17 protein-coding genes and 1 tRNA gene are annotated in these 20,203 nt (G+C 41.6%); 7 read left to right on the top strand and 11 right to left on the bottom strand.

What is annotated here, in order from left to right:
• Positions 1–53 precede the first annotated feature (53 nt).
• The 7 genes from PYS60_RS04175 to PYS60_RS04205 form a co-directional block, all read right to left on the bottom strand.
• On the bottom strand, positions 54–1,103 hold the full coding sequence (locus PYS60_RS04175; RefSeq protein ID WP_315567940.1) for a hypothetical protein: 1,050 nt from the start codon (positions 1,101–1,103) through the stop codon (positions 54–56).
• Between the two features lies 1 nt (position 1,104).
• Positions 1,105–2,628 carry a DUF5702 domain-containing protein gene (locus PYS60_RS04180; protein ID WP_315567941.1) on the bottom strand — a complete coding sequence of 508 codons (1,524 nt, stop codon included), beginning with the start codon at positions 2,626–2,628 and terminating at the stop codon, positions 1,105–1,107.
• A 1-nt stretch (position 2,629) separates the two neighbouring features.
• On the bottom strand, positions 2,630–2,956 hold the full coding sequence (locus PYS60_RS04185) for a hypothetical protein (protein ID WP_315567942.1): 327 nt from the start codon (positions 2,954–2,956) through the stop codon (positions 2,630–2,632).
• Between the two features lie 246 nt (positions 2,957–3,202).
• A complete protein-coding gene (pheT, locus tag PYS60_RS04190; RefSeq protein ID WP_315567943.1) occupies positions 3,203–5,617 on the bottom strand; it encodes a phenylalanine--tRNA ligase subunit beta in 2,415 nt (804 codons plus the stop codon).
• A 15-nt stretch (positions 5,618–5,632) separates the two neighbouring features.
• Positions 5,633–6,667, bottom strand: coding sequence for a phenylalanine--tRNA ligase subunit alpha (gene pheS, locus PYS60_RS04195; RefSeq protein ID WP_315567944.1), 1,035 nt, complete (start codon positions 6,665–6,667; stop codon positions 5,633–5,635).
• Positions 6,668–6,779: 112 nt separating this feature from the next.
• A complete protein-coding gene (gene pip, locus PYS60_RS04200) occupies positions 6,780–7,727 on the bottom strand; it encodes a prolyl aminopeptidase (protein ID WP_315567946.1) in 948 nt (315 codons plus the stop codon).
• 39 nt (positions 7,728–7,766) lie between these two features.
• Complete coding sequence (locus tag PYS60_RS04205; protein ID WP_315567947.1) at positions 7,767–9,725, bottom strand: transketolase family protein; 1,959 nt, start codon at positions 9,723–9,725, stop codon at positions 7,767–7,769.
• A gap of 169 nt (positions 9,726–9,894) precedes the next feature.
• Between PYS60_RS04205 and PYS60_RS04210 the strand changes: the two genes are divergently transcribed.
• On the top strand, positions 9,895–10,299 hold the full coding sequence (locus PYS60_RS04210) for a pyridoxamine 5'-phosphate oxidase family protein (protein ID WP_315567949.1): 405 nt from the start codon (positions 9,895–9,897) through the stop codon (positions 10,297–10,299).
• 124 nt (positions 10,300–10,423) lie between these two features.
• Here the strand turns inward: PYS60_RS04210 and PYS60_RS04215 are convergent, their stop codons facing one another.
• Together PYS60_RS04215 and PYS60_RS04220 are read right to left on the bottom strand one after the other, a co-directional pair.
• Positions 10,424–12,118 (bottom strand): C39 family peptidase, encoded by a 1,695-nt coding sequence (locus tag PYS60_RS04215; protein WP_315567951.1) that lies wholly within the window; start codon positions 12,116–12,118, stop codon positions 10,424–10,426.
• A 171-nt stretch (positions 12,119–12,289) separates the two neighbouring features.
• Positions 12,290–12,362 (bottom strand) — tRNA-Thr (locus tag PYS60_RS04220).
• Between the two features lie 191 nt (positions 12,363–12,553).
• Here PYS60_RS04220 and PYS60_RS04225 point away from each other — a divergent pair.
• The 5 genes from PYS60_RS04225 (at position 12,554) to PYS60_RS04245 (ending at position 16,843) form a co-directional block, all read left to right on the top strand.
• Positions 12,554–13,483, top strand: coding sequence for an ATP-binding cassette domain-containing protein (locus PYS60_RS04225; RefSeq protein WP_315567952.1), 930 nt, complete (start codon positions 12,554–12,556; stop codon positions 13,481–13,483).
• An 85-nt stretch (positions 13,484–13,568) separates the two neighbouring features.
• The gene (locus tag PYS60_RS04230) at positions 13,569–14,348 is read left to right on the top strand and encodes a hypothetical protein (protein ID WP_315567953.1); all 780 of its coding nucleotides are present in this window, start codon (positions 13,569–13,571) and stop codon (positions 14,346–14,348) included.
• 2 nt (positions 14,349–14,350) lie between these two features.
• Positions 14,351–15,349, top strand: a complete 999-nt coding sequence (locus PYS60_RS04235; RefSeq protein WP_315567954.1) for a sensor histidine kinase — start codon at positions 14,351–14,353, stop codon at positions 15,347–15,349.
• Positions 15,342–16,016, top strand: a complete 675-nt coding sequence (locus PYS60_RS04240; protein ID WP_315567955.1) for a response regulator transcription factor — start codon at positions 15,342–15,344, stop codon at positions 16,014–16,016. Before PYS60_RS04235 ends, PYS60_RS04240 begins: the two co-directional genes overlap by 8 nt.
• Positions 16,017–16,069: 53 nt before the next feature.
• Positions 16,070–16,843: a Crp/Fnr family transcriptional regulator gene (locus PYS60_RS04245; protein ID WP_315567956.1), complete on the top strand. Its 774-nt coding sequence runs from the start codon at positions 16,070–16,072 to the stop codon at positions 16,841–16,843.
• 82 nt (positions 16,844–16,925) lie between these two features.
• Here PYS60_RS04245 and PYS60_RS04250 read toward each other — a convergent pair whose 3' ends face one another.
• Positions 16,926–17,846 (bottom strand): carbon-nitrogen hydrolase family protein, encoded by a 921-nt coding sequence (locus PYS60_RS04250; protein WP_315567957.1) that lies wholly within the window; start codon positions 17,844–17,846, stop codon positions 16,926–16,928.
• Positions 17,847–17,898: 52 nt separating this feature from the next.
• On the opposite strand from PYS60_RS04250, the gene PYS60_RS04255 reads away from it, so the two are divergent.
• Entirely contained in the window at positions 17,899–19,332 is a 1,434-nt protein-coding gene (locus PYS60_RS04255) for a C69 family dipeptidase (RefSeq protein ID WP_315567958.1), read from the top strand.
• A 144-nt stretch (positions 19,333–19,476) separates the two neighbouring features.
• On the opposite strand, the gene nagB is transcribed toward PYS60_RS04255, so the two are convergent.
• On the bottom strand, positions 19,477–20,178 hold the full coding sequence (gene nagB, locus PYS60_RS04260; protein ID WP_315567959.1) for a glucosamine-6-phosphate deaminase: 702 nt from the start codon (positions 20,176–20,178) through the stop codon (positions 19,477–19,479).
• Positions 20,179–20,203: the final 25 nt, after the last annotated feature.

Genomic DNA, 20,203 nt, shown 5'->3' on the forward strand with positions numbered 1-20,203 from the left:
CTCTTTTCAATTTTTGTTACTTATTTGCTTTTCTTAATTTGCTGTTTTTAACCTTAATTTTGCTGATCACTGCCTCCTTTCTCTGCCTGATCTTCAGCTACATATTTGTAGCTTTTTTCGTCGGTAATGATTTCATATTCAATTCCGGGATATTGACGTAAAATGTTTTTTACTTTTTTCAAAATTGCCGGGGGCGAATTTTCCGGAACAATCAGTTGTAGACGCCGAATTTTAATTTCAGCAGCTTTAATAGTCGGCCAATTGCCGTTTTGTCCTTGATAGCCGGCGAAGCTCAACAAACTTTGCGCCAAACCGCCGATTCTATTGCTTAGATAGTTGTCATCCTCCAAGTTGGGATTAGTTAAGTCAATACTTTTAATACTGGTAGCCACGCCGCCTGAGAAACGATTAATCGTAGGAAAATTTTTAGGTAAATTGGCATGATATTTACTTTGAAATTCATCTCCCCGTGCAAAATTCCCTTTGCTCCAGATGGTTAAGTTTTTTTCATCCTTATTTTCTCCCGCAGTGGAGCTTTTACCCAAAGTGCCGAGAGGATAAACATTCCACAAAGGTACCACGTAATAAAACTCTCTCTTTTTACGCCAAAGCAGAAGATTATAATCATAAACGGATTTATAGTGTATTTGATGTTTTGCCTCGTTAACACTGATAAAAGCTCGAAAATTAGTAATCAGTCGAGTGTTTAAGTTGCGGCTCCGACCGTTCATTTCTTGGAACAAATTACTTTGGCGGCGTAAAAGATAATTGGCTGAAAGCATCCCGTCAGTAAATTTAAGCAATCTATCTGTAACCTGTGTGGGCAAACGTGCGGTCAACTTCCCGAGTAACTTCTGTTTCATATCCGCTTGCGAAAAACTGCCTGCAGCTGCAACAATAGCTTCCAGTTCCTGACAGGCGCTGTTACCGGCAGTATGCCATAACAATTCATAATTAGCCATTTGCACCAGTAAAACCAAAACAAAGAAAAACAATAATGCACAAGGCAATATAACAGCTGCTTCTATACTGAAACTTCCGGGTTCGCTTTTATGCCTGTATAATTTGACTTTCTTAACTCCATTACAGTATTGCTTGAGCATTTTATTCCCTTTCTTCCCGATATTTCGCCGGCTGCGGGCGTAAAAACGACTGTTTCTGCTTATACTGTCTAAGCTTGCTGAAACGTGAACCGCACCAGGAAATTAAAAGTGAAGTTGTGCAGTAATATTTCCCCGGTTGATTAGCCTGTAGGGCCTGATAAAATCTTTGAAGTTTATGTTCCTGACTGTTAAATAACAAAAACAAACGGGCGTAATCCAAATAATCATGTGGAAATTTGGCCAATTTACCGCTTATACCTCCGGCTTTAACAAAATGTTCCGGCAATAACGGCAAGGTATGTCCGCCCTGCAATTTTTTCAAATCGCTAAATGCTGCACAGGCCGCCGCAACTGCCGTCAGAAAGTTACATATAGCTGTCGCTGAAACCGGAATACCGAATAAAGCTGCAGCCAAAGCAATAATCTCGCCCCAAGCCAGATAAAGACTCTGTTTGACTTTATCGTGCTTAATGGCAAAAAAATGTAAAGCCAGACGAATAGCGAAAATTTCGGTTTGTACCTGATAATAAGCCGCTTTACCGCCGGTAAACGCCATACAGGTTTCCAATTCATAGGGGGAGGAAAAACTGAGACTTTGGAAAAGTTGTCTTCTACCTGTATAATTATGCGAAATTTTATTGTCATTCGGAATACTTTGCTCTTGATTTCTGACAGCACAAGCAAGAAAGGAAATCAAATACTCATCTAAAAGTATGGTATCTGCCAAAGGTACCTGCAATGATTGCAATTTTTGCATAATACCTTCCGCCGCATTGAACATCGCAGCAAATGAACTTACAGTCTGGGAATCCAATTTACTTTCAGCTTGCAAATGACGCATTTGCGCATAACCGTCAAAGCAATAATCCAAAGCTTTCAGCAAACCTTTCTGTAACAGTTTTTGCAAACGATTGCTTTTAGTTTTCTTTTCAGCGTCTTCCGTCTGAGGTGCAGATTTTTCCTGCTTTATTTCATCTTCAGTTTCTGCCATTTTTTTGCGTACATCATCAAGTTGCTCTTTAACACCGTCAGCTGATTTTGCCGCTTCTATACAACTGTTACTATTTCCGAATGCCCCTTTCAAATCTTGAAAACGCTGCTTAAAATTATTAATCAACGCTAAGGGCCAACGCGGCTTCATATACTGCATAATTTCCTGTTTTAAGACATTTGTACTGCTCAAACTGTCAAGTGATTCGGCCTTTGATTTTATGCAATAACTCTGTTGCTGTCTTCGAGTCATATACGTAAATGCATCACTATTATTATCGCTTTCCGTAAATGCCGCCAAAGCATAACGCTCATACAAAGGACGTTTATAACTTGCCAGGACCTGTTGTAATTGCATATTGGCTAAATCAGGTACTGCAGCTTCAAAATAACGTAATCTTGCAGCCGGTAACAAAACAGCTTCCAACGTCATAACACCGGACAAAATTAAGCAAAACAACAAACTGACGCTTCCCTTTTCAAGTTGTCTCGCCTTAGTAGCTATCAAGTTCTTAAAAGTGCAGGAATATTTCATTTCAGGCACCTGCTTTCAAGAATTTTTTCACTTCGGCCGTCTCGTCTTTCAACCAAAAAATAAAATCAATTACATAATTACCGCGGCAATCAACTATGACACATTTAGGATGTCGTTCGGCTAAATTTTTGGCTTTTAATCCCGGTAAAGCAATAATTTCGCTGCTGTAACTCAGCATTTTTTCTTCCTGTCGCTGCTTATCGGCAGCCGTTAAATAAACGCTGTTATAACGATCGCATTGAATATAGCTTATCAATATGCCGGCAAATGTCAGACAACAAAGGATAATTATCAAAGGTAAAATAATCGCTGCTTCCAAACTCTTCATGTTTCATCCTCCTTGGCGTGAAGTATAAAGAGTATTGTTGCTTGCGGAAGAAGAATTTTAGCTGAAAAATTCGCAAAAAATTCGCTTGCATATTACTTTAGTTTTATCACTGCTAAGTCATGCGGCTCAGCCGTAAACTGTCCTTACAGCTCAGCTTAGCAGAAAGCAGAAAAAAGCAGGTCCGTTCCTCGAACCTGCTCTCCTCTTTTCTGTTTTTATGCCGTAGCGGCCAAAACGTCAAAAACTTTACGCTCTCAACGTATATGACTTTTCTTCCGCCTTCTTTATAATTTCAGCGATGTTATCCTTAACGTCTTCTTCTTTCAACGTGCGCTCAGGATGGCGATAAAGCAAGTTAATTGCTACCGATTTTTTACCGCGGGCAACTCTTTCGCCGCTGTAAACGTCAAAGACATCCACTTTGCTTAAATACGAATTGGCGTTCTGTTTGATTACGTCCAGCAAATTGCCGACCGGCTCGCTTAAATCCATTTCAAAGGCCAAGTCCAGACTATATCCCGGGAAACGGCTGATTGGCTGCTGTTTACGAGCGAAAGTAGCTTGTTCCGTCAAGCTCCCGGCTTTGATTTCCATGACTGCAACTTCACATTTGATGCCGAACGATTTCAGTACCTGCTTATCGACATAGGCAATAGTGCCGATTTTATTACCGTCCAGATGGACATAAGCACTGCGATAAGGGTGATACATCGGTAAATCAGCCAAAGGTTGATAGGTGAAGCGTTCAGGCTTAATTCCTAGAGTCTCGGCTGTTTCCTGCAGTAAATTCTTTAACTCGTAGAACATGGAACCGGCTTTAGCCTGCGCATCATTAGAGAATATTGCTGCTATTAATTTGCTTTCATAGGAAGGCAAGCCTTCGGCATCCGGTATGTTGTAATAGCAGTTGGCCAATTCAAACAGTTTGCCGCTGTCGTTGAACTGATTAACGTTACTGCTGATTACTCTTAAGCAGGCCGGCAGCATATCTGTACGCAAACAGGAAGTTTCAGTCGGCGCGTTACTGATTGTTACCTGTTGTAAACGGCGTTGATCGGTGAATCCTAATTTGGCGAATGTGTTGGGCGACTCAAAGCTTAACGTCATCATTTCGTAGAACCCCAAGGCTACACAGACATTCTTAATTTGGCGCTCATATAATTGCTTAGCGGTATATCCACCGGCAATTTGAGATTTCGGCATGCTCGAAGGGATATTATCGTAGCCGTAAAATCTTGCAGCTTCTTCCGCATAATCAGCCATGCATAACAAATCACGGCGCCAGTTGGGAGGCGTAACCGTGAATTTCTCCTGTTCTTCAGTGACTTGGCAGCCGAGTTGTTGTAATATATCTCGAACAAAATCTGCTGTTATTGTCGTTCCCAAGTAAGAATTAATATCTTTAAGGGTAAAAGTTGTCGACGGCAAGGAGAACGGTGCCGGCTTAATTTGCAAAGTTTCGCTGACAACTTCACCTATGCCCAATTGTTCAACTAACTCTAAAGCTCTGTTCAAACCTCTTACAGCTGTATCGGGATCGACAGCTTTATCAAATCGACCTGACGCTTCCGTCCGCAAATGGCAGGCTGCTGCCTGATGGCGTACAGTATCGGGGTCGAAATTGGCCGCTTCAAAGAAAATGCTTGTAGTATCCGCTTTGATTTCGGAGTTTTCGCCGCCCATAACACCGGCCAAAGCTAAAGGCTTGACGGCATCACAAATCAAAAGCATTTTATCGGTTAAAGTTCTTGCAACGCCATCCAAAGTTTGCAACTTTTCCCCGTTTACAGCATAACGGATATTAATCTCTTTTCCCTCTATATCACGCAAATCAAAGGCATGCATCGGTTGACCGATTTCCAACATAACATAATTGGTAATATCGACAATGTTATTTATCGGTGTAATACCCAATGCTGCTAAACGGCGGCGCATCCAAGCAGGTGACGGCGCTATTTTAACATTTTTGACTACCCGACCGCAGTATCTGAGGCAGCCGGTTTCAGCCCGGTTACAGACGGTTAAATAGTTGCTGCTTTTATCTGTCAATGTCCCGATTACTTCATTATAAGGCAGGGGCGTAAACGTTTTTTTCAAAGTTATAGCAGTTTCCCGGGCTAAGCCTTCAACTGAAAGGCAATCGGGACGATTGGAAGTGATTTCAAAGTCCAGAATTTCGTCACCTAAGCCCATATAATTCTGCATAGTTATACCTAATTCCGTAGTCGGCTCTAAAATCCAGACAGCAGAGGGGACAGCTTCCGGATAAACCTTGCTGTTGTAGCCTGTTTCAGCGACACTGCAGAACATGCCTTGAGATAAAACGCCGCGTAATTCGGTATTCTTAATTTTAGTGCCGTCGGCCAAAACAGCTCCGTCGACAGCTACGGGGACTTTGGCGCCGACAAAGACATTTTCGGCGGCCGTAACAATCTGTAAGCGGGTGGAATTGCCCATGTTTACTTGGCATACCCGTAAATGCTCCGAATTTGTATGCGGTGTAATTTCTTCTATCTGTCCGACATATATACCGGAGAAATTACTGCCCGTAACGGAGATTGTTTCCACTTTGGTACCTGTTCTGGTCAGTTTATCCGCCAAAGTACTCAAATTAACATTAATATCAGTAAAATCTCTTAACCACTCTATACTAACTTTCATGTTTCCACCTTATCCTTACTTGAATTGCTCTAAGAAGCGCAGATTATTCTCGGAAAAATAGCGAATGTCCGAGATATCGTAGTGAGCCATACAAACTCTTTCTGCACCGATGCCGAAAGCAAAGCCGCTGTACACTTCAGGATCAATATTGCAATTACGCAATACTTGCGGATGAACCATGCCGGCTCCCAGAACTTCAACGAAGCCCTCGTTTTTACAAGTGGGGCAGCCGCTGCCGTGGCATTTCCAACACGTTACGTCTACTTCACATGAAGGCTCCGTAAAAGGGAAATGATGCGGTCGCAGCCTAATTTCGGTATTTTCACCGAATAAGGCTTTGGCCAGGTGTTTCAGGGTACCGACAAGATTACTCATGCTGATACCTTTATCTACTACCAGTCCTTCTATCTGATGGAATAACGGTGAATGAGTCGCATCGGCAGTATCCGGGCGATAAACCTTACCGGGGCAAATGATATAAATAGGCGGCTGTTGCGCCTGCATAACTCTAATTTGTACCGGCGACGTTTGGGTTCTTAAACAGATTTTATCATCGAGATAATAGGTATCCGATAATTCTCTGGAAGGATGGCCTTCAGGAATATTCAGCAAATCAAAATTATTCTTAACCCATTCTATTTCCGGTCCTTCGGCAATTTTGTAACCCAGTCCGATAAATATACGTTCCATTTCCATAATTGTTTTACTTATCGGATGTAAAGAGCCTAAATGTTCGGCGTGCGGCGGTAAAGTAATATCAATCCGTTCACTTGCCTGCTGTTGGCGATGCGCCTCTGCTTCCAAACGAACTTTCAACTCTTCAAAATTACTCTCCAATTTGCTTCTTAATTCGTTAATTGCTTGTCCGAATTGCGGCCTTAATTCGGCAGCCAGTGTACTTAATGATTTCTGTAACTGCTTAATATCACCGTTTTTGCCGAAAAAAGCTAATCGCAAGCTTTCCAAACCGGCCTGATCATTGACTGTTTGCGCCTTTTCAAAGTATTTGGCGCCGATTTCTTTTAATTTTGCTAAATCAATTTCTGCCATATTTCACCTGCACTTTTATAATAGCTATCATTATACTTCACCCCGCTATTGTCTGCAAAAATGCGCTATCCGGCAAGAAAAAGCCGGACTGTCGTGTCCGGCTGTTTGCAACTTAATTGAGTTTTAATTCATCCATAATTTGAATCAGGCGCTCCCTCGTCTCAGTTTCGGCAGAACTGTGTCCCGCCAGCGTGAACCAAAGTTTTGATCCCGGTAATTGCGTATGCAACGTATATGCGCCTGAGGGACGACAATCCAGATCGTAGCGTCCGTGGACGATATAAACGGGAATATCTTTGATTTTATCGACGTTGCGCAAAATATACTGATCATCGCTGTCAAACAGGTGCCAAAACATTTTGTTGACAAAATAATGGCATTCCAAGCGCGCCAAAGCTACCTGTTCGGGCGTGGCAACGTCCGCCTCGTGCTTCAAAGTAGTAATTCGACTTTCCAGAAAGATAACCGAATACTCCCAGGAACTCCACCTTTCTGCGGCAATAGACTTGAGCGTCTCGTCACTGCCTGTAAAAATGTCATAGTACGCCTTAACCAAATCACCCCGATTTCTCGGCGGAATCAAGTCACGATAATAGGCAAACTGTTCCGGATAATAATAAGATGCTCCGGCCTGACTCAGCCAATAAATATCATCCTGTCTACCTAAGAAAATACCGCGTAAGACCAACGAAAGGCAGCGATTCGGATAGTTAATGGCATAGGTCAAAGCTAAAGTTGAACCGAAAGAGCCGCCGAAAACATGCCATTTATCTATCTGCAGAAATTGCCTGATTTTTTCAATATCCTGTACCAATTCCCACATATTGTTGTCCTTAAGCTCGGCAAAGGGCAAACTTTTACCGCAACCGCGCTGATCGAAAAGAATGATGCGATAATACGACGGATCGAAATAGCGGGCCGAATCGTCGCCGATACAGCCGCCGGGGCCGCCGTGCAGGTAAACTACCGGTATACCGTCATGGTTACCGCGTTCTTCAATATACAATTGATGAATATCGGAAACCTGCAACATCCAGCTTTGATTAATTTTACTGTTCATGTAAACGTTATGTGCCATTAATCTGTCCGTCTTTCTTAATTAGCCTAAAAAATGTTTCTTGACGTATGCAACAATATCCTCTGCCGTCAACTTATAGGCTTTTTGTAACCAGGCCTGTGTTCCTACTTGCCCGAATTCATCATTGACACCGTACTTCTTGAAGCGGACGGCGCAGGAATTTTCAGCTAAGCAGGCAGCCACAGCATCACCTAAGCCCCCGATAACATTATGATTTTCAACTGTCATTATAGCGTTGGAGGTGGAAGCTGCATGTAAAATTGCTTTCACATCTAAAGGCTTCAAGGTCCACATATCAATCACACCGACAGAATAACCTTCTTTTTCCAACATTTGCATCGCAGCGTAAGCTTCACCGACCATCAAACCGCAGGCTATCAGCGTTACGTCTTTACCTGTATGTAAAATATTGGCCTTACCGATGACGAATTTTGCCTCGTCGTTATATATACGTTTGAAAGATTTACGGGTACTTCTGAAATAAGTTAAGCCTTTACGATCTTTAATCTGCAAAAGGGCCTGTTTGAACAATACTCCGTCTGAAATATCCAGAACCGTAGCATGGGGAACGGCTCTATAAAGCGCCAAGTCTTCAAATGGCATATGCGTACCGCCGTTATAAGCGGCACATACACCTTCATCCGAGCCGAATATTCTGACGGAATTGCCTGCATAAGCGACGGAAATAAAAGCATGATCGTAACAGCGACGGGAAGCAAACGGACCGAAAGTATGGCAATAAGGCTTGTATCCGACCAAACTGAGGCCGGCTGCAACACCGATCATATTAGCTTCGCATATACCGCATTCAACAACATTTTCCGGATGTTCCTGCCAGAATTTATAAGCACCGGAAGAATTAATCAAATCGGCATCCAAATACATAATCTTCGGATCGTCTTGCCGCATTTGTCGTAAGACGCTTAAGAAGTTATCTTTATTGGGCACATGATCTGTCCCGTCATAAACAACGGAGAATTCCGGTTCAGCTGCAGAAACACCCGTTTCATACATATTCGCCTGTATTCCGGCTAAATAACTGCGGCAAAATTCTTCACTGTTAGCTTCACTTTCCGCTACTACCCCTTTTACCTCATCCGCTTCTGTGCGATATTGTTGTAATTCGCTCTGTACAGCATGTAATTCCTCGGCTAAATGTTCATAAGCAGCTTGAGCTTCTTCCTGTTTAACCTGAATATGATGGTTCAGTTTCATTTCTTCCAAAGATTTGTAACCTTTGCCTTTAATTGTGTGCAACACTAAGCAATTAGGCTTGGTATTACCGTGAAGATTATCATTTTCAATCTCCGTGATACTATCGGAAATTGCCGTGGCATTGTTACCGTCAGGCAAATTTTTCACATTAAAGCCGAAATCTCTCAGCTGCACAGCTAAATCCAAATGGTTCAAAATATCTTTTGTATCACCGTCAAGCTGTTTGTTATTTTCGTCAATTATAAGATAAAAATTATTCAATTGATGTGCGGCAGCAAACATAATAGCTTCCCAGCATGAACCTTCATCCAATTCGCCGTCACCGACAATGCAGAAAACTTTCTGCTTGCTGCCGGAACGTTTCAAGCCCAATGCTATACCGCAAGCTGCACATATTCCCTGTCCCAGAGAACCGGCTGTCATATCGACACCGGGTGTTTTGGTGCGATCACAGTGACTGGGCAAATTACTTCCGCCCATGTTTAAAGTGTGTAACCAGGAGCGCGGGAAAAAGCCTTTAAGCGCTAAAGTCGCATAAACTGCAGGCCCTGCATGTCCTTTACTTACAACTAAATAATCCCGTTCGGGCCAATCAGGCTGTTGATACCTTACCTGCATCTTTTCTCCATATAAAACGGCTAAAGCGTCAACTATGGAAAGACTGCCGCTTAAATGGCCGAAACCCAAATGCATAATTTCATCCATTAAAGCTAATCTGATTTGTAATGCCAACTCACGTAATTGTAAGTCTTTTTTCCTACTCATTGATCGTACCTCTTCTTTTAGGACATTTGCCTTTAGTATACCGCAAAACAGCCTAATTACTCAAAAAAGCTGTCGACTGCTTTAAATTACAAATTTGTGCCGACAAGCAGCTTTTCTTTACCTTTTATGAGAATAAAATTATATAATATAAGAAGATGGAGGTGTAATTATGGCTAATTTTACTGAAGCTATGAAAGAAATGATTGGTGAACAATTATGTATGATTGCTACTTGTTCAGCAGATAACTTACCGAATATCGGTCCCAAGCGTTCCGGTAGAGTTTACAGCGATAATCAAATTATTTGGAACGAAAATACAAATAAGCAAATTATCAAGGATATTAAGAACGGTTCCAAAGTTGCAATTGCCGTTGTAGATCGTGCTAAAGTCAAGGGTTTCCGTTTTGTCGGTACAGCGGAAATTTTCGAAGAAGGTTCCAAGCCTTTTGCCGATTGTGAGGCGGCTGCTCCCGGTCTGAAGATGGGTAAGCCGAAATTGGCAGTTGTTTTTACATGTGAAAAAATTTATCTTTTAGACTCAGGTGCTCACGCCGGCGAATTAATTGCCGAATAATTGCTGCATAAGTCACATGAGCAAACTTAAAATCCGCCCTTCTTCCGGAAAGGCGGATTTTTTAGTGCACTAAAGTACAAAAGCCGCAAACGAATCTCAGCGCTTCTTTACCGCTCGCTTAAGATTATTTACGGGATATGGACCAGCAGGCGCGGGAATTTTGCCGTTGCAGCAAACTGATGGGCCAAACTTGAGATGTATGATACGGACTTACGGGGTCGTATACAATGAAATCACCGTTATCGTTATAGCCGACAATTGAAATATAGTGACCGCCACCGGTAAAATTACCTTTACCGACATTCAGAACAATTAAATTACCGGCGTCAATTATCCGCCGAAAGTTGTCATAAAGAATCGGTGTTCCCTCCGCTCGGAGATTGAATTTTTCGGCCGCCTGCGGAATAAAAGCCGTATCCGTTCCGTCGTGAACCGTATTCATATCAATGGATAATTGGGCTACAACATCAGGTAATAATTTCGCATCATGCTTAAAGTAAGAAAGCACGCTTGCCATACAAGTTACACCGCAACCGTAAGTGCCGATCACACTTCCGCCATAAGGCTTGTAACCCCATCTGGCATCCCATTGGCAATAATAAGGTACAGGCAGGACTTTACCGTAAGGTAACAAATATGAACCTAAACTGCTGCTTCCCGGCTTACTCGGCAGATCCAAACGTTTTTGCGGTGAATCGTCTTTTAGAGACAAATAATTATAAACAAAGTCGAAAGCCTCATTTTTGGCTGCTAATAGCAACATATTGGGCGGCAGCTGTCCCTGTGCTGCTCTCAATTCGGCAACACGCTGATCTGCTTCCTGCAAAATGTCAAGATTATGTTCCATATTCTCTTTGGAGGATTGCAAACTTAAATTAATCATGCGTTGAGCCTGATCTGCAGAAAGTTTAACACCGCCGGCATAAGTTTCTTCTCCGCCTCTGGAAATCGCTGCAGACGCAGCAGCCTGCGGCGGCAAATCCGTAATCCCGTTCTTATTGCCGTCCGCTTGCGTATCGGCGGCAGTAATTTCGGTATTTTTTGTATCCTTGGAAATATTGCCGCTTGTTGCCGGCATTTTAAGGTTTGAAAGCTTAGTCGTCACCTTGACTTTCGGGTTGAAAACACTGAATGTCGTATTGGAATTACGGGATTTAGGCAGCAGGAAACGATACAAAGATATTAAAGCAAATACGAAAATGACCAGAACAACAATACCGGCGAAACTTTTGCGTTTATGACGTTGTTTTTGTGCCGCTTTAAGCATGGCTCGGCGCGTGTTGCGCGCTTCATTTTCATATTCCGGCTCTCCCGGGTAAGCCGGTGTTTCCCGATAGTTGTACGAATTTTGCGGATAATTATAAGAATCATATGCTCCGCCGGCCGAATCATTTTCGGCATAATCGGATGTATACTCGTCCGCTTCTCTTTCTTCGCGACTGTTAGTGCTGTATAACGTGCTGATTAGCGGACGGCGATAAGTCGGTTTAATGATTTCCGGTTCAGGCACAGGCTCCGGGGTAAAATAATTGTCCGTTTGCGCAAAATCTGTCTGCCGGCGGCCTGAATGAGCAGCTTTCGTCAGCGCATAAGCTTCCGCCTGTTCTCTTGTCATCGGTACATAATAAGTTGTTGTGCCGGCTTCTTCAGCAAGACTGTCTTGGTAAGCATCCGTCCGTTGCCGAGCGAAATAAGCGGAATCTGTCGAGTTTACAGGCGGTACCTGATGGCGATACACTTGACCGTTTCGGTTGGGCAAATATGTTCCGGCTGTTTCTTCCGGCCTAAGCGGTGGATGTTTGTCGTTTTGAAAATCCATAAATACCTCGTTTATATCTTAACTTTAAGCCTGCTTTAAGGCTGCTTTGAGCCTGCGAAAGTGTTATTGCAATTATACACTGCATCGATTCTCTTCCCGTTTGTTCCTATAATGTTATCTCCCGGCGTTTACAAGTTGAAAGCGATAATTCGGGCAAAGGGTATAAAAAAGAGCCACTAACCGGGATCGAACCGGTGACCTCATCCTTACCATGGATGCGCTCTACCTACTGAGCTATAGTGGCAACGAAAAAAATTATAGCGAAAGTAAAAGAAAAAAGCAAATTATCGCCGCCAAGCGAAAATATGCTGTAATCTTAAAGCGCTTATCTTTTGCGTTCTTTAATATTAATTAATGCTTTTAGCGCTCAGATAAAGTAAACTGTTATTAATCAAAAATAAGCGGCAACATACGGCAACATACGGCAAAGAAATTATGGACAATAAAATTTTACATCTGAAGAATATAAGCAAAACTTTCAAGAAAGTTAAGGCTCTCAATCAAATTAATTTAACAGTAAACAACGGTGATACTTTGGCCTTAATCGGCAACAACGGCAGCGGTAAAAGTACACTTTTGAATATTATCACAGGCCTCTATTATCCGGATCAGGATAACGGTTTTCTTGAAATTTACGGAGAAAAATCACCTGCGGCTTTACCCTTGGCCAGAAGACATATAGCGTATGTCGGCAATAATTATTTTCATCCTTTACTCAGCGCGAAACAGAACTTACAATTAACGGCGCAATTACAAGCAAACGATAATTACGTTGAAATGAACAATTTACTGCATTACTTCGAACTGTTTCCTTATTTTGAGCGCCCGATTAACAGTTTATCCTTGGGTATTCAGCAGAAGTTTCGGCTGGTAGCGGCATTAATGGCTGAGAAATCACTAATTATATTGGATGAACCTTTCGTTTATATAGATCCCCTGAGTTGTCAAAAATTACTGGAATTACTGCTGCAAAAGCAGGAAAAAGAAAACTTAACTTATATTATTTCGTCGCACAATTTACATTTGATAGATAAACTTGCCAATCGTTTCTGCTTTATTAATGCCGGAGAAATAAAAAATGAAATCAGCTTAAGCGAGTTACGCCGGCGGCAAAGTAATACTTACAATTTGGATACTGATAATAACCGCATAGCCTTAGTCTTACTGCAGGATATAAGCGGTATTACCAATCTGTCTTTGAACAAAGATAAAAGTTTGACTTTCAGCGCGTTGAACTTGGACTTAAAGCAATTAAATCGCCTTTTGGCAGAGCACGATTTGTACATTAAGTCTCTTTATCGCCGTCAATTTGATTTGAACGATTACTTTCAAGAAATTATGAAAGGGGAAAATTATAATGATTAATTGCCTGAAATTCTTTCACCGAAGTTATTTTTCAGCGCGTAATCAAAAGCGCATTCTGATAAGCATTATTTTGCTAAGTGTACTAATGGAATTTATACTTTATAATTATAATTCGATTGATAATTGTACGATGATTTTTGCCGATAATATCAAGTTGACGTTAGAAAATTTCGAGCATTATCGTCTCTATCTGATTCAGTTCTTAACCAACATCGTTTTGCCGCTTTGTCAGCTATTATATATCGGCTGTTTTATTATTTGTCGGAGCTATAAATTCAATCTGTTGAAATCTTTACGTCTGCAGGGATACAGTAATTGTACAATTATCGCTTCGCTTTACTTGTATGCCGTCAGTTTCGCAATAATTACAATTCTGGGCTTCGCAGCTCTGGAGTTGGGCAGTTTTGCGCTTTTAAGCGGTCAATTAAGTCGTGATTACCTGTTTATCTTTATTTGCGGCACAATTCGTTGTTGTTTAATTGCTGTCGCCCATATTGCCCTTATGCTCTTTTTTGCCGTCCTTTTACACGGTAACTATTTTTCTCTCTTACCGCAAATTATTATTTTAGGCAACTCATATTCCAATATATTCAACTGGTTCGAGCCTTTGCTCAGATTTAACAAGTTTAATACTCCCCTGCTGAATTTTTTGCATCTGATAAATTTTACCGAATGGAACAATTTCGATTTTGTTTTTGCCCCGTCTACTCTAAATTATAGCCCGGACAATTTCGCTGTTATTAATTATGAAATTAATTTTCCTTTCAGCATTGGCGGACAAATTTTCCAATCTCTGATTATTTTGTGCATAAGCGGATTATTGTTCGCTTTCGCTTCCAAAGTTTTTCAAAAGCAGGATTTGTAATTATGGCGTATCTATTTATTGTTGTTCTATGTTTAATCATTATTTTGCTTGCAGCTTGTATTATTTATGAAAATACACAAGTCAAAATTTTACGCCGCTCTTTGCAGCTGCAGGAAAATAATCAGGTAAATTGGCAAAACGCTGCCGCTCCGCTGCTGCCGCAAAACAAACTGTTATGTCGTGATTTGATGACATATTTCCGTAATTTGGCAATGTTACGGGAAAAATTACGGCAAAAAAACGCTGAGCAAAAAAATTTAATTGCTTCTATCAGTCATGATTTTCAAACACCTTTGGCCGCTATTTTAGGCTCTTTGGAAATCATCGAACAATTGCCGGCCAATGACGAAAGCTTCAAACGCTCGATACATTTTCTGAATATCATTAAACAGCAAAGCCAAACTTTAAGTGAAGAAATTAAAAGTTTCTATGCTTTAGCTTTACTGGAAAGCGGCGACTTCAAGCCTAATATTACTCAAGTCAATTTATATGACATACTCAGTAACGAAATTGCTTCCCGAGTCAACGAGCTGGAAGCTAAATTTCACGACAATGTGACAGTTGAACTGGATGAGACGGTGCCGTCTTTGCAACAATCCGAACTTACCTGCCACAGAATCATCAGTAATCTCCTGAAAAATTCGCTTGATCACGGGGAACGGGAGATTAAAATTAAACTTGAGGTTGTAAATGACAAACAGCTGTTACACATTGCCAACATCTGGCATAATCCGGGTATTAAGGATTTAAATATCCTCTTCAGTCGCAGTTTCCGCGTTGACAGTGCCAGACAGCAACTACAACAAAGTCCCCATGCCGGATTAGGTATGAGCATTGTCAAAGACTTATGCGAACGCTTCAATATTGCATGGAAAATTTATGAAACGGCAGTCAATAACGAAAACTCTCCTGCCTGCACGCCGGAAGCTGCTGCAAATAAAGAAGCTTATTTGAATATTGACTTATTATTCAGTAATTATCGAGGTGAAGAAAATGATTAAAATTCTTATTGCTGAAGATGATTTTGCAATCAACGAAATCTTGACTCATATAGTCAACGAGTTGAAAAGTGATTACCCGGATTTAGAATGTCAAAGCTGTTTTGCCGGCAGTGAAGCGCAAAAGTTATTACAGAATCAGACATTCGACGTTGTTTTGTTGGATTTGATGTTGCCGTTCATCTCGGGTTATGAGCTTTTACCGCAATTTTTGGCACGTGGAACAAGCGTTCTGATTATTACCGCTAAAAATGATATTGCGACACTGGTAAATGTCTTAAATAACGGTGCTGCCGATTATATAGCCAAGCCTTTTCGCCGCGAAGAAGTGTTGGCCCGTTTAAGAAAATTGCTGCTGCAAAAATTCCCGGATGTAAGCAGTATCCTGCGCTATAAAAATATTACTTTGAATAACTATCATCAGACTGTAACGGTCGATGATAATCAAGTAAAGCTGACTAAAATAGAGTTTAAGCTGCTGGCTTTTTTCCTGAACGAACCGCAACGGGTTTTTACCAAAAAACAGATTTATGAAAATGTCTGGGGACAGGAGTTTATGCAGGATCAGACACTTAATGTTCACTTATCCAACGTTCGCAACAAACTTAAAATCGCCGGTTTTCCGGCAAGTTTCAAAGTTATTTGGGGCGTAGGCTGGCGTTTTGAATAAATTTTTGTTCGGCTTCTTGCTATTTGACCGTCATAAATGCTAATCTATAACAAATGAAAGTGAGACAGCCTATGAAACAATTTCCCAGTTGGCAAGCTTCAATGAATCGTTTGCCGAAATCTGCACCCCTTTTGCTCCCTATTCGCGGCGGCGGTTTAGTTAACAGTGATAAAATTGCAGTTTTAAGAGATCTTCCTGCTGCCGATCAGGCCGCCTTGGCTAAAGAAATCGACGTGTTCAGTTTGAACAGGGGTGATTATTGTTTTCGCAGCGGTGATGCGGCTAATGTGTTCTACATTCTGATCGAAGGTCGTTGCAAAATTTTTAATTTTACCTCCGATGCCCGTGAACAGATTCTCTACATTTATACTGCCGGTGATTTCATCGGCGGACTCAATTTGTTGAAAGATCATAAGTATCTTTATACCGGTCAGGCTGTAGAAAATTGTCTGGTAGCTGCTATCAGCAAAGACAGTTTTATGAAGTACTGTTATCACCAGGAAGCTATTTTACGTCTGATTATTGATAAGTGTTACGACCGTATCAGGTGGGCGGAAAATCTTATAAGTTGTCTGGTCTCAAATTCCGCCGATGCCAAAGTAGCCAGCGTTTTGCTGCGTTTAAGCGAGTCTTACGGCGAGCAGACGCCTAAAGGTATGGTCCTGCGTTTGACCATCAGCCGGGAAGAAATGGGTTCTTACGCCGGTTTGGCGAGGGAAACTATGAGTCGTAAATTAAATCAGTTCTCCGATGAAGGTTTGATTGAATTTGTCGGACCGAAGTCAATTTGTATTTTGGATGTGGAACGACTGAAAAAGATGATCTGAGTCTCATCTCGGACGTAAGTTTTGCTGCTGCCGAAAATTCTGCATTTTAAACTGCAAGTCTTCGGCAATCGGCAGCGATTGCTTAAATTTCCACGGCCAGAATGCCGTAGCAATTCGGCTCCAGCTGTTCCAGTTTATTGTTGGGAATTTGCCCTAAAGCTCCTCCCTTAACCGAATTATCTTCAATATAATAACTGTTATCCAACAAAACCGTTGTATCAAGTTTATCGGCCAGCGGTAAAAATTTTTTGCTGACGAAATTAGCCCATTCATCATTTTTAATATCCAGGGATGTCGGACAGTAAACCCAATCAGGCTCCAAATCTCTGCAAGCTCGAACAATCTCTTTATTCTCCCAATCCCGCCCGATCAGCAAGACAACCTGTTTACCGCCGAAATAACCGCAACTTAAAGCCTCACCTTTACTGAAATTGACCTCCGGCACAGCTTGCTTCGTTAAAGCAGCTTCATCTTCCAGTTCTTTGACAAATTCCGTCTCTTCTTCAAACAGCAGCTTATTCGGCTCCAACAAATCCAGATCAATTTTTTCTACCGGTAAATCGGCCGGTAAAGACTTGGTTTTTTCTTGCCACTGTTGCGTTAATTGTCGTTGGCGGAATCGAATTTTGCCCTCCCGGTTAATCAGAATATAGCTGTCGTATATGGCATTTTTTCCGTCCTTTTCGTAATAACCGAAGCCTACTCCGACACAATAACGTTCACACAACTTTTTGATTTTCCCTATCAGACGACAATTTTCTCTAAAAGCGATTTTTACAGCTTCCGCTTTGTCATTGTTCAAAGAATATATTCCTTGTAAGTATGTTTGCGGGAAAAGCAATAAATCGTAATTCTCCGCCGTTTGCTGCATTAATAATTGTTCCATTTGGCACAAGGCCTGAAACGGCTTTTTAATAAAACTGCGACAAACTACAATTCCGACTTTCATGCTTATTCTCTTTCCGCTGTTTTCGCTGTAGTAATTTTCTTTTATACGGCTCATTGTAGCACAGATATGCGTTATACTATACACATCATCTTTTAAGGAGTAATTTATGAATCAATCTCGTAGTTCATGTACAACATTAATTGTCGGAAAAAAAGCCAGCATCGACGGCACATTGATGATTGCCCGAAATGAAGATCATCATGACACAATAGATCCGAAAATCTTTACCGTTCAAGCTGAAAGTCTGCAAAAAAATCGTACCTATCATTCCGTTCACACGAATGTAACTGTCAATTTGCCGGAAAAAGCGCTGCGTGTTACTTACGTGCCGCAAGCTGATCCTTCTGTTGAAGGCGAATATGGTCAGGCCAGTATCAACAGCGTCCATGTTGCTATGAGCGCTACTGAAAGCGTATACGGCAATCCCAGAGTTTTGGCCTATGATCCTTTGGTAAAATCCGGTATTGCGGAAGATGCTATTAATCATGTGGTTGCACCTTTTATTCATTCTGCGCGTGAAGGCGTCGAATTTCTCGGTAAGCTGATTAAAGAATACGGCTCGGCTGAGGGTAACGGCATTCTTTTCGCCGACAAAGATGAAGCTTGGTATATGGAGATCCCTTGCGGCCATCATTATGTGGCTGTCAGAATCCCGGATGATTGTTATGCCGTAGCTCCCAATCAGGTCTCTATTGAGGAAATTGATTTTACGGATAAGGATAATTACATCTGGTCCGACGGTATTCAGGAATTTGTGCAGGAGCATAAATTGAATCCGGATAAAGACAGCTTTGTTTTCCGCCACATCTTCGGTACTTCCAACGTCAAAGATCGTGTTTATAACACTCCGCGCGCTTGGTTTATTCATTCTTATTTGGACAAAGAATTTTTTGATGAACCGACTTCCTCTTACCTGCCCTTTATCAATAAAGCCGATCGCCTGTTAAGCGTGGAAGATGTCGCTTATTGCTTAAGCTCACACTATAACGAAACGGAATTTGATCCTATCGGTCATCTGGGAACTGAACAAACACGCAAGCGTTTCCGTGCCGTTTCCCTTTCCCGGACGCAGGAATCGCACATTTTACAAATAGATCCGCGAGTTAAAGACGGGACTCAAAGCATTCAATGGTTGTCTTTCGCCACCAATGCTTTTACACCTTATGTGCCGTTCTTCGCTAACGTCAACGATACACCGGAAGCTTATAAGTATTCACCGAAAAAATTGGATACTAAATCGGCTTATTGGCTTTTTAAGCTTTTAAGTTATGTAGTTGAAAGTCATTATGATGCCTTCGCCGATAAGGACAATGCTTATCTTTATGAAATGCAAAGTTATTCCCGCCGCCGCATTTTGGAAGTCAGACAAAATGTGGAAAAGCAAAAGTTGCAAGGGGATGCTTTAACCGCCTACTTAACTGAAGCTAATAAGGCTACAGCCGACTATGTTTTGCAAAAAACTAATGATTTACTGACCGAGCTTTTGCAACAAAGTCTGGGCTATTCCAAAATGAGCTTTACGATGGATAAAAATCTTTAAAGGCCGTCTTTAGAAGCCTTCTTTAAAGCCGCCGACAGTAATACTGTTTAGGCAAGTTTGTCACTGAAAGCGGCAAAAATAAGCCCCTTATTCGCTGAAATAAGGGGTTTTTCTTCAAAAGAATAGTATGATTCCGCCGGATAATTACAGTAAAGACGCTGCCTCTTCATCAATAATTACTGTAACTCGCGGATGCTTCTGCAAAGCACTCGCCGGAACATCTTCACTTACCGGGCCTTCAAGCAGTTTCTTAATAATCGGCGCCTTGGCTGCACCGTAAGCTAATAAAATGATTTGTTTACTGCGCATAATCGACTGTATTCCCATTGTTAAAGCTTTAGTCGGAACATCTTCCACCCGCTCGAAAAAGCGTTTATTGGCATTGATTGTCGACTCCGTTAAATTCGTAACATGCGTAAGAGAAGCAAAAGAGGTCTTGGGCTCATTAAAGCCGATATGGCCGTTCAAACCGATACCTAAAATCTGAACATCAATCGGATGTGCCTGTAATTTTGCTTCATAGGCAGCCGCTTCCGCCTCCAAATCGCCGGCCAAGCCATTTTCAATAAAATGCTGTTTGAACTTCTTATATTTGAATAAATGTTCCTGCATAAAGTAATAATAACTTTGCGAATTATCCTTGGAAAGTCCTACGTATTCATCCAAGTTAAAAGCTGTAATATTGGAAAAATCCAAATCGCTTTCAACCATTGCCCGATATAAAGTTTCCGGGGTACTGCCTGTTGCCAGGCCCAAAGTTTTAGCGCCGGCAGCAATAGCTTCCTTAATAATTCCGAAAGCCGCAACTCCTCCGGCTACAGGATCCTTAACTTTGATAATATTCATTTATTTACCTCTTTTCCGCACTGAT

The organism is Amygdalobacter indicium (assembly GCF_029101545.1).
Taxonomy (GTDB): domain Bacteria; phylum Bacillota; class Clostridia; order Saccharofermentanales; family Fastidiosipilaceae; genus Amygdalobacter; species Amygdalobacter indicium.

What these genes read in the sequence shown, in the direction of transcription:
- PYS60_RS04230 (WP_315567953.1), top strand. Translation starts at nt 13,569, where the DNA reads ATGGAATTTATACTTTATAATTATAATTCGATTGATAATTGTACGATG.
- PYS60_RS04205 (WP_315567947.1), bottom strand. Translation starts at nt 9,725, where the DNA reads ATGAGTAGGAAAAAAGACTTACAATTACGTGAGTTGGCATTACAAATC.
- PYS60_RS04240 (WP_315567955.1), top strand. Translation starts at nt 15,342, where the DNA reads ATGATTAAAATTCTTATTGCTGAAGATGATTTTGCAATCAACGAAATC.
- PYS60_RS04255 (WP_315567958.1), top strand. Translation starts at nt 17,899, where the DNA reads ATGAATCAATCTCGTAGTTCATGTACAACATTAATTGTCGGAAAAAAA.
- PYS60_RS04235 (WP_315567954.1), top strand. Translation starts at nt 14,351, where the DNA reads ATGGCGTATCTATTTATTGTTGTTCTATGTTTAATCATTATTTTGCTT.
- PYS60_RS04175 (WP_315567940.1), bottom strand. Translation starts at nt 1,103, where the DNA reads ATGCTCAAGCAATACTGTAATGGAGTTAAGAAAGTCAAATTATACAGG.
- nagB (WP_315567959.1), bottom strand. Translation starts at nt 20,178, where the DNA reads ATGAATATTATCAAAGTTAAGGATCCTGTAGCCGGAGGAGTTGCGGCT.
- PYS60_RS04215 (WP_315567951.1), bottom strand. Translation starts at nt 12,118, where the DNA reads ATGGATTTTCAAAACGACAAACATCCACCGCTTAGGCCGGAAGAAACA.
- pheS (WP_315567944.1), bottom strand. Translation starts at nt 6,667, where the DNA reads ATGGCAGAAATTGATTTAGCAAAATTAAAAGAAATCGGCGCCAAATAC.
- PYS60_RS04245 (WP_315567956.1), top strand. Translation starts at nt 16,070, where the DNA reads ATGAAAGTGAGACAGCCTATGAAACAATTTCCCAGTTGGCAAGCTTCA.
- pip (WP_315567946.1), bottom strand. Translation starts at nt 7,727, where the DNA reads ATGAACAGTAAAATTAATCAAAGCTGGATGTTGCAGGTTTCCGATATT.
- PYS60_RS04250 (WP_315567957.1), bottom strand. Translation starts at nt 17,846, where the DNA reads ATGAGCCGTATAAAAGAAAATTACTACAGCGAAAACAGCGGAAAGAGA.
- PYS60_RS04210 (WP_315567949.1), top strand. Translation starts at nt 9,895, where the DNA reads ATGGCTAATTTTACTGAAGCTATGAAAGAAATGATTGGTGAACAATTA.
- PYS60_RS04185 (WP_315567942.1), bottom strand. Translation starts at nt 2,956, where the DNA reads ATGAAGAGTTTGGAAGCAGCGATTATTTTACCTTTGATAATTATCCTT.
- pheT (WP_315567943.1), bottom strand. Translation starts at nt 5,617, where the DNA reads ATGAAAGTTAGTATAGAGTGGTTAAGAGATTTTACTGATATTAATGTT.
- PYS60_RS04225 (WP_315567952.1), top strand. Translation starts at nt 12,554, where the DNA reads ATGGACAATAAAATTTTACATCTGAAGAATATAAGCAAAACTTTCAAG.
- PYS60_RS04180 (WP_315567941.1), bottom strand. Translation starts at nt 2,628, where the DNA reads ATGAAATATTCCTGCACTTTTAAGAACTTGATAGCTACTAAGGCGAGA.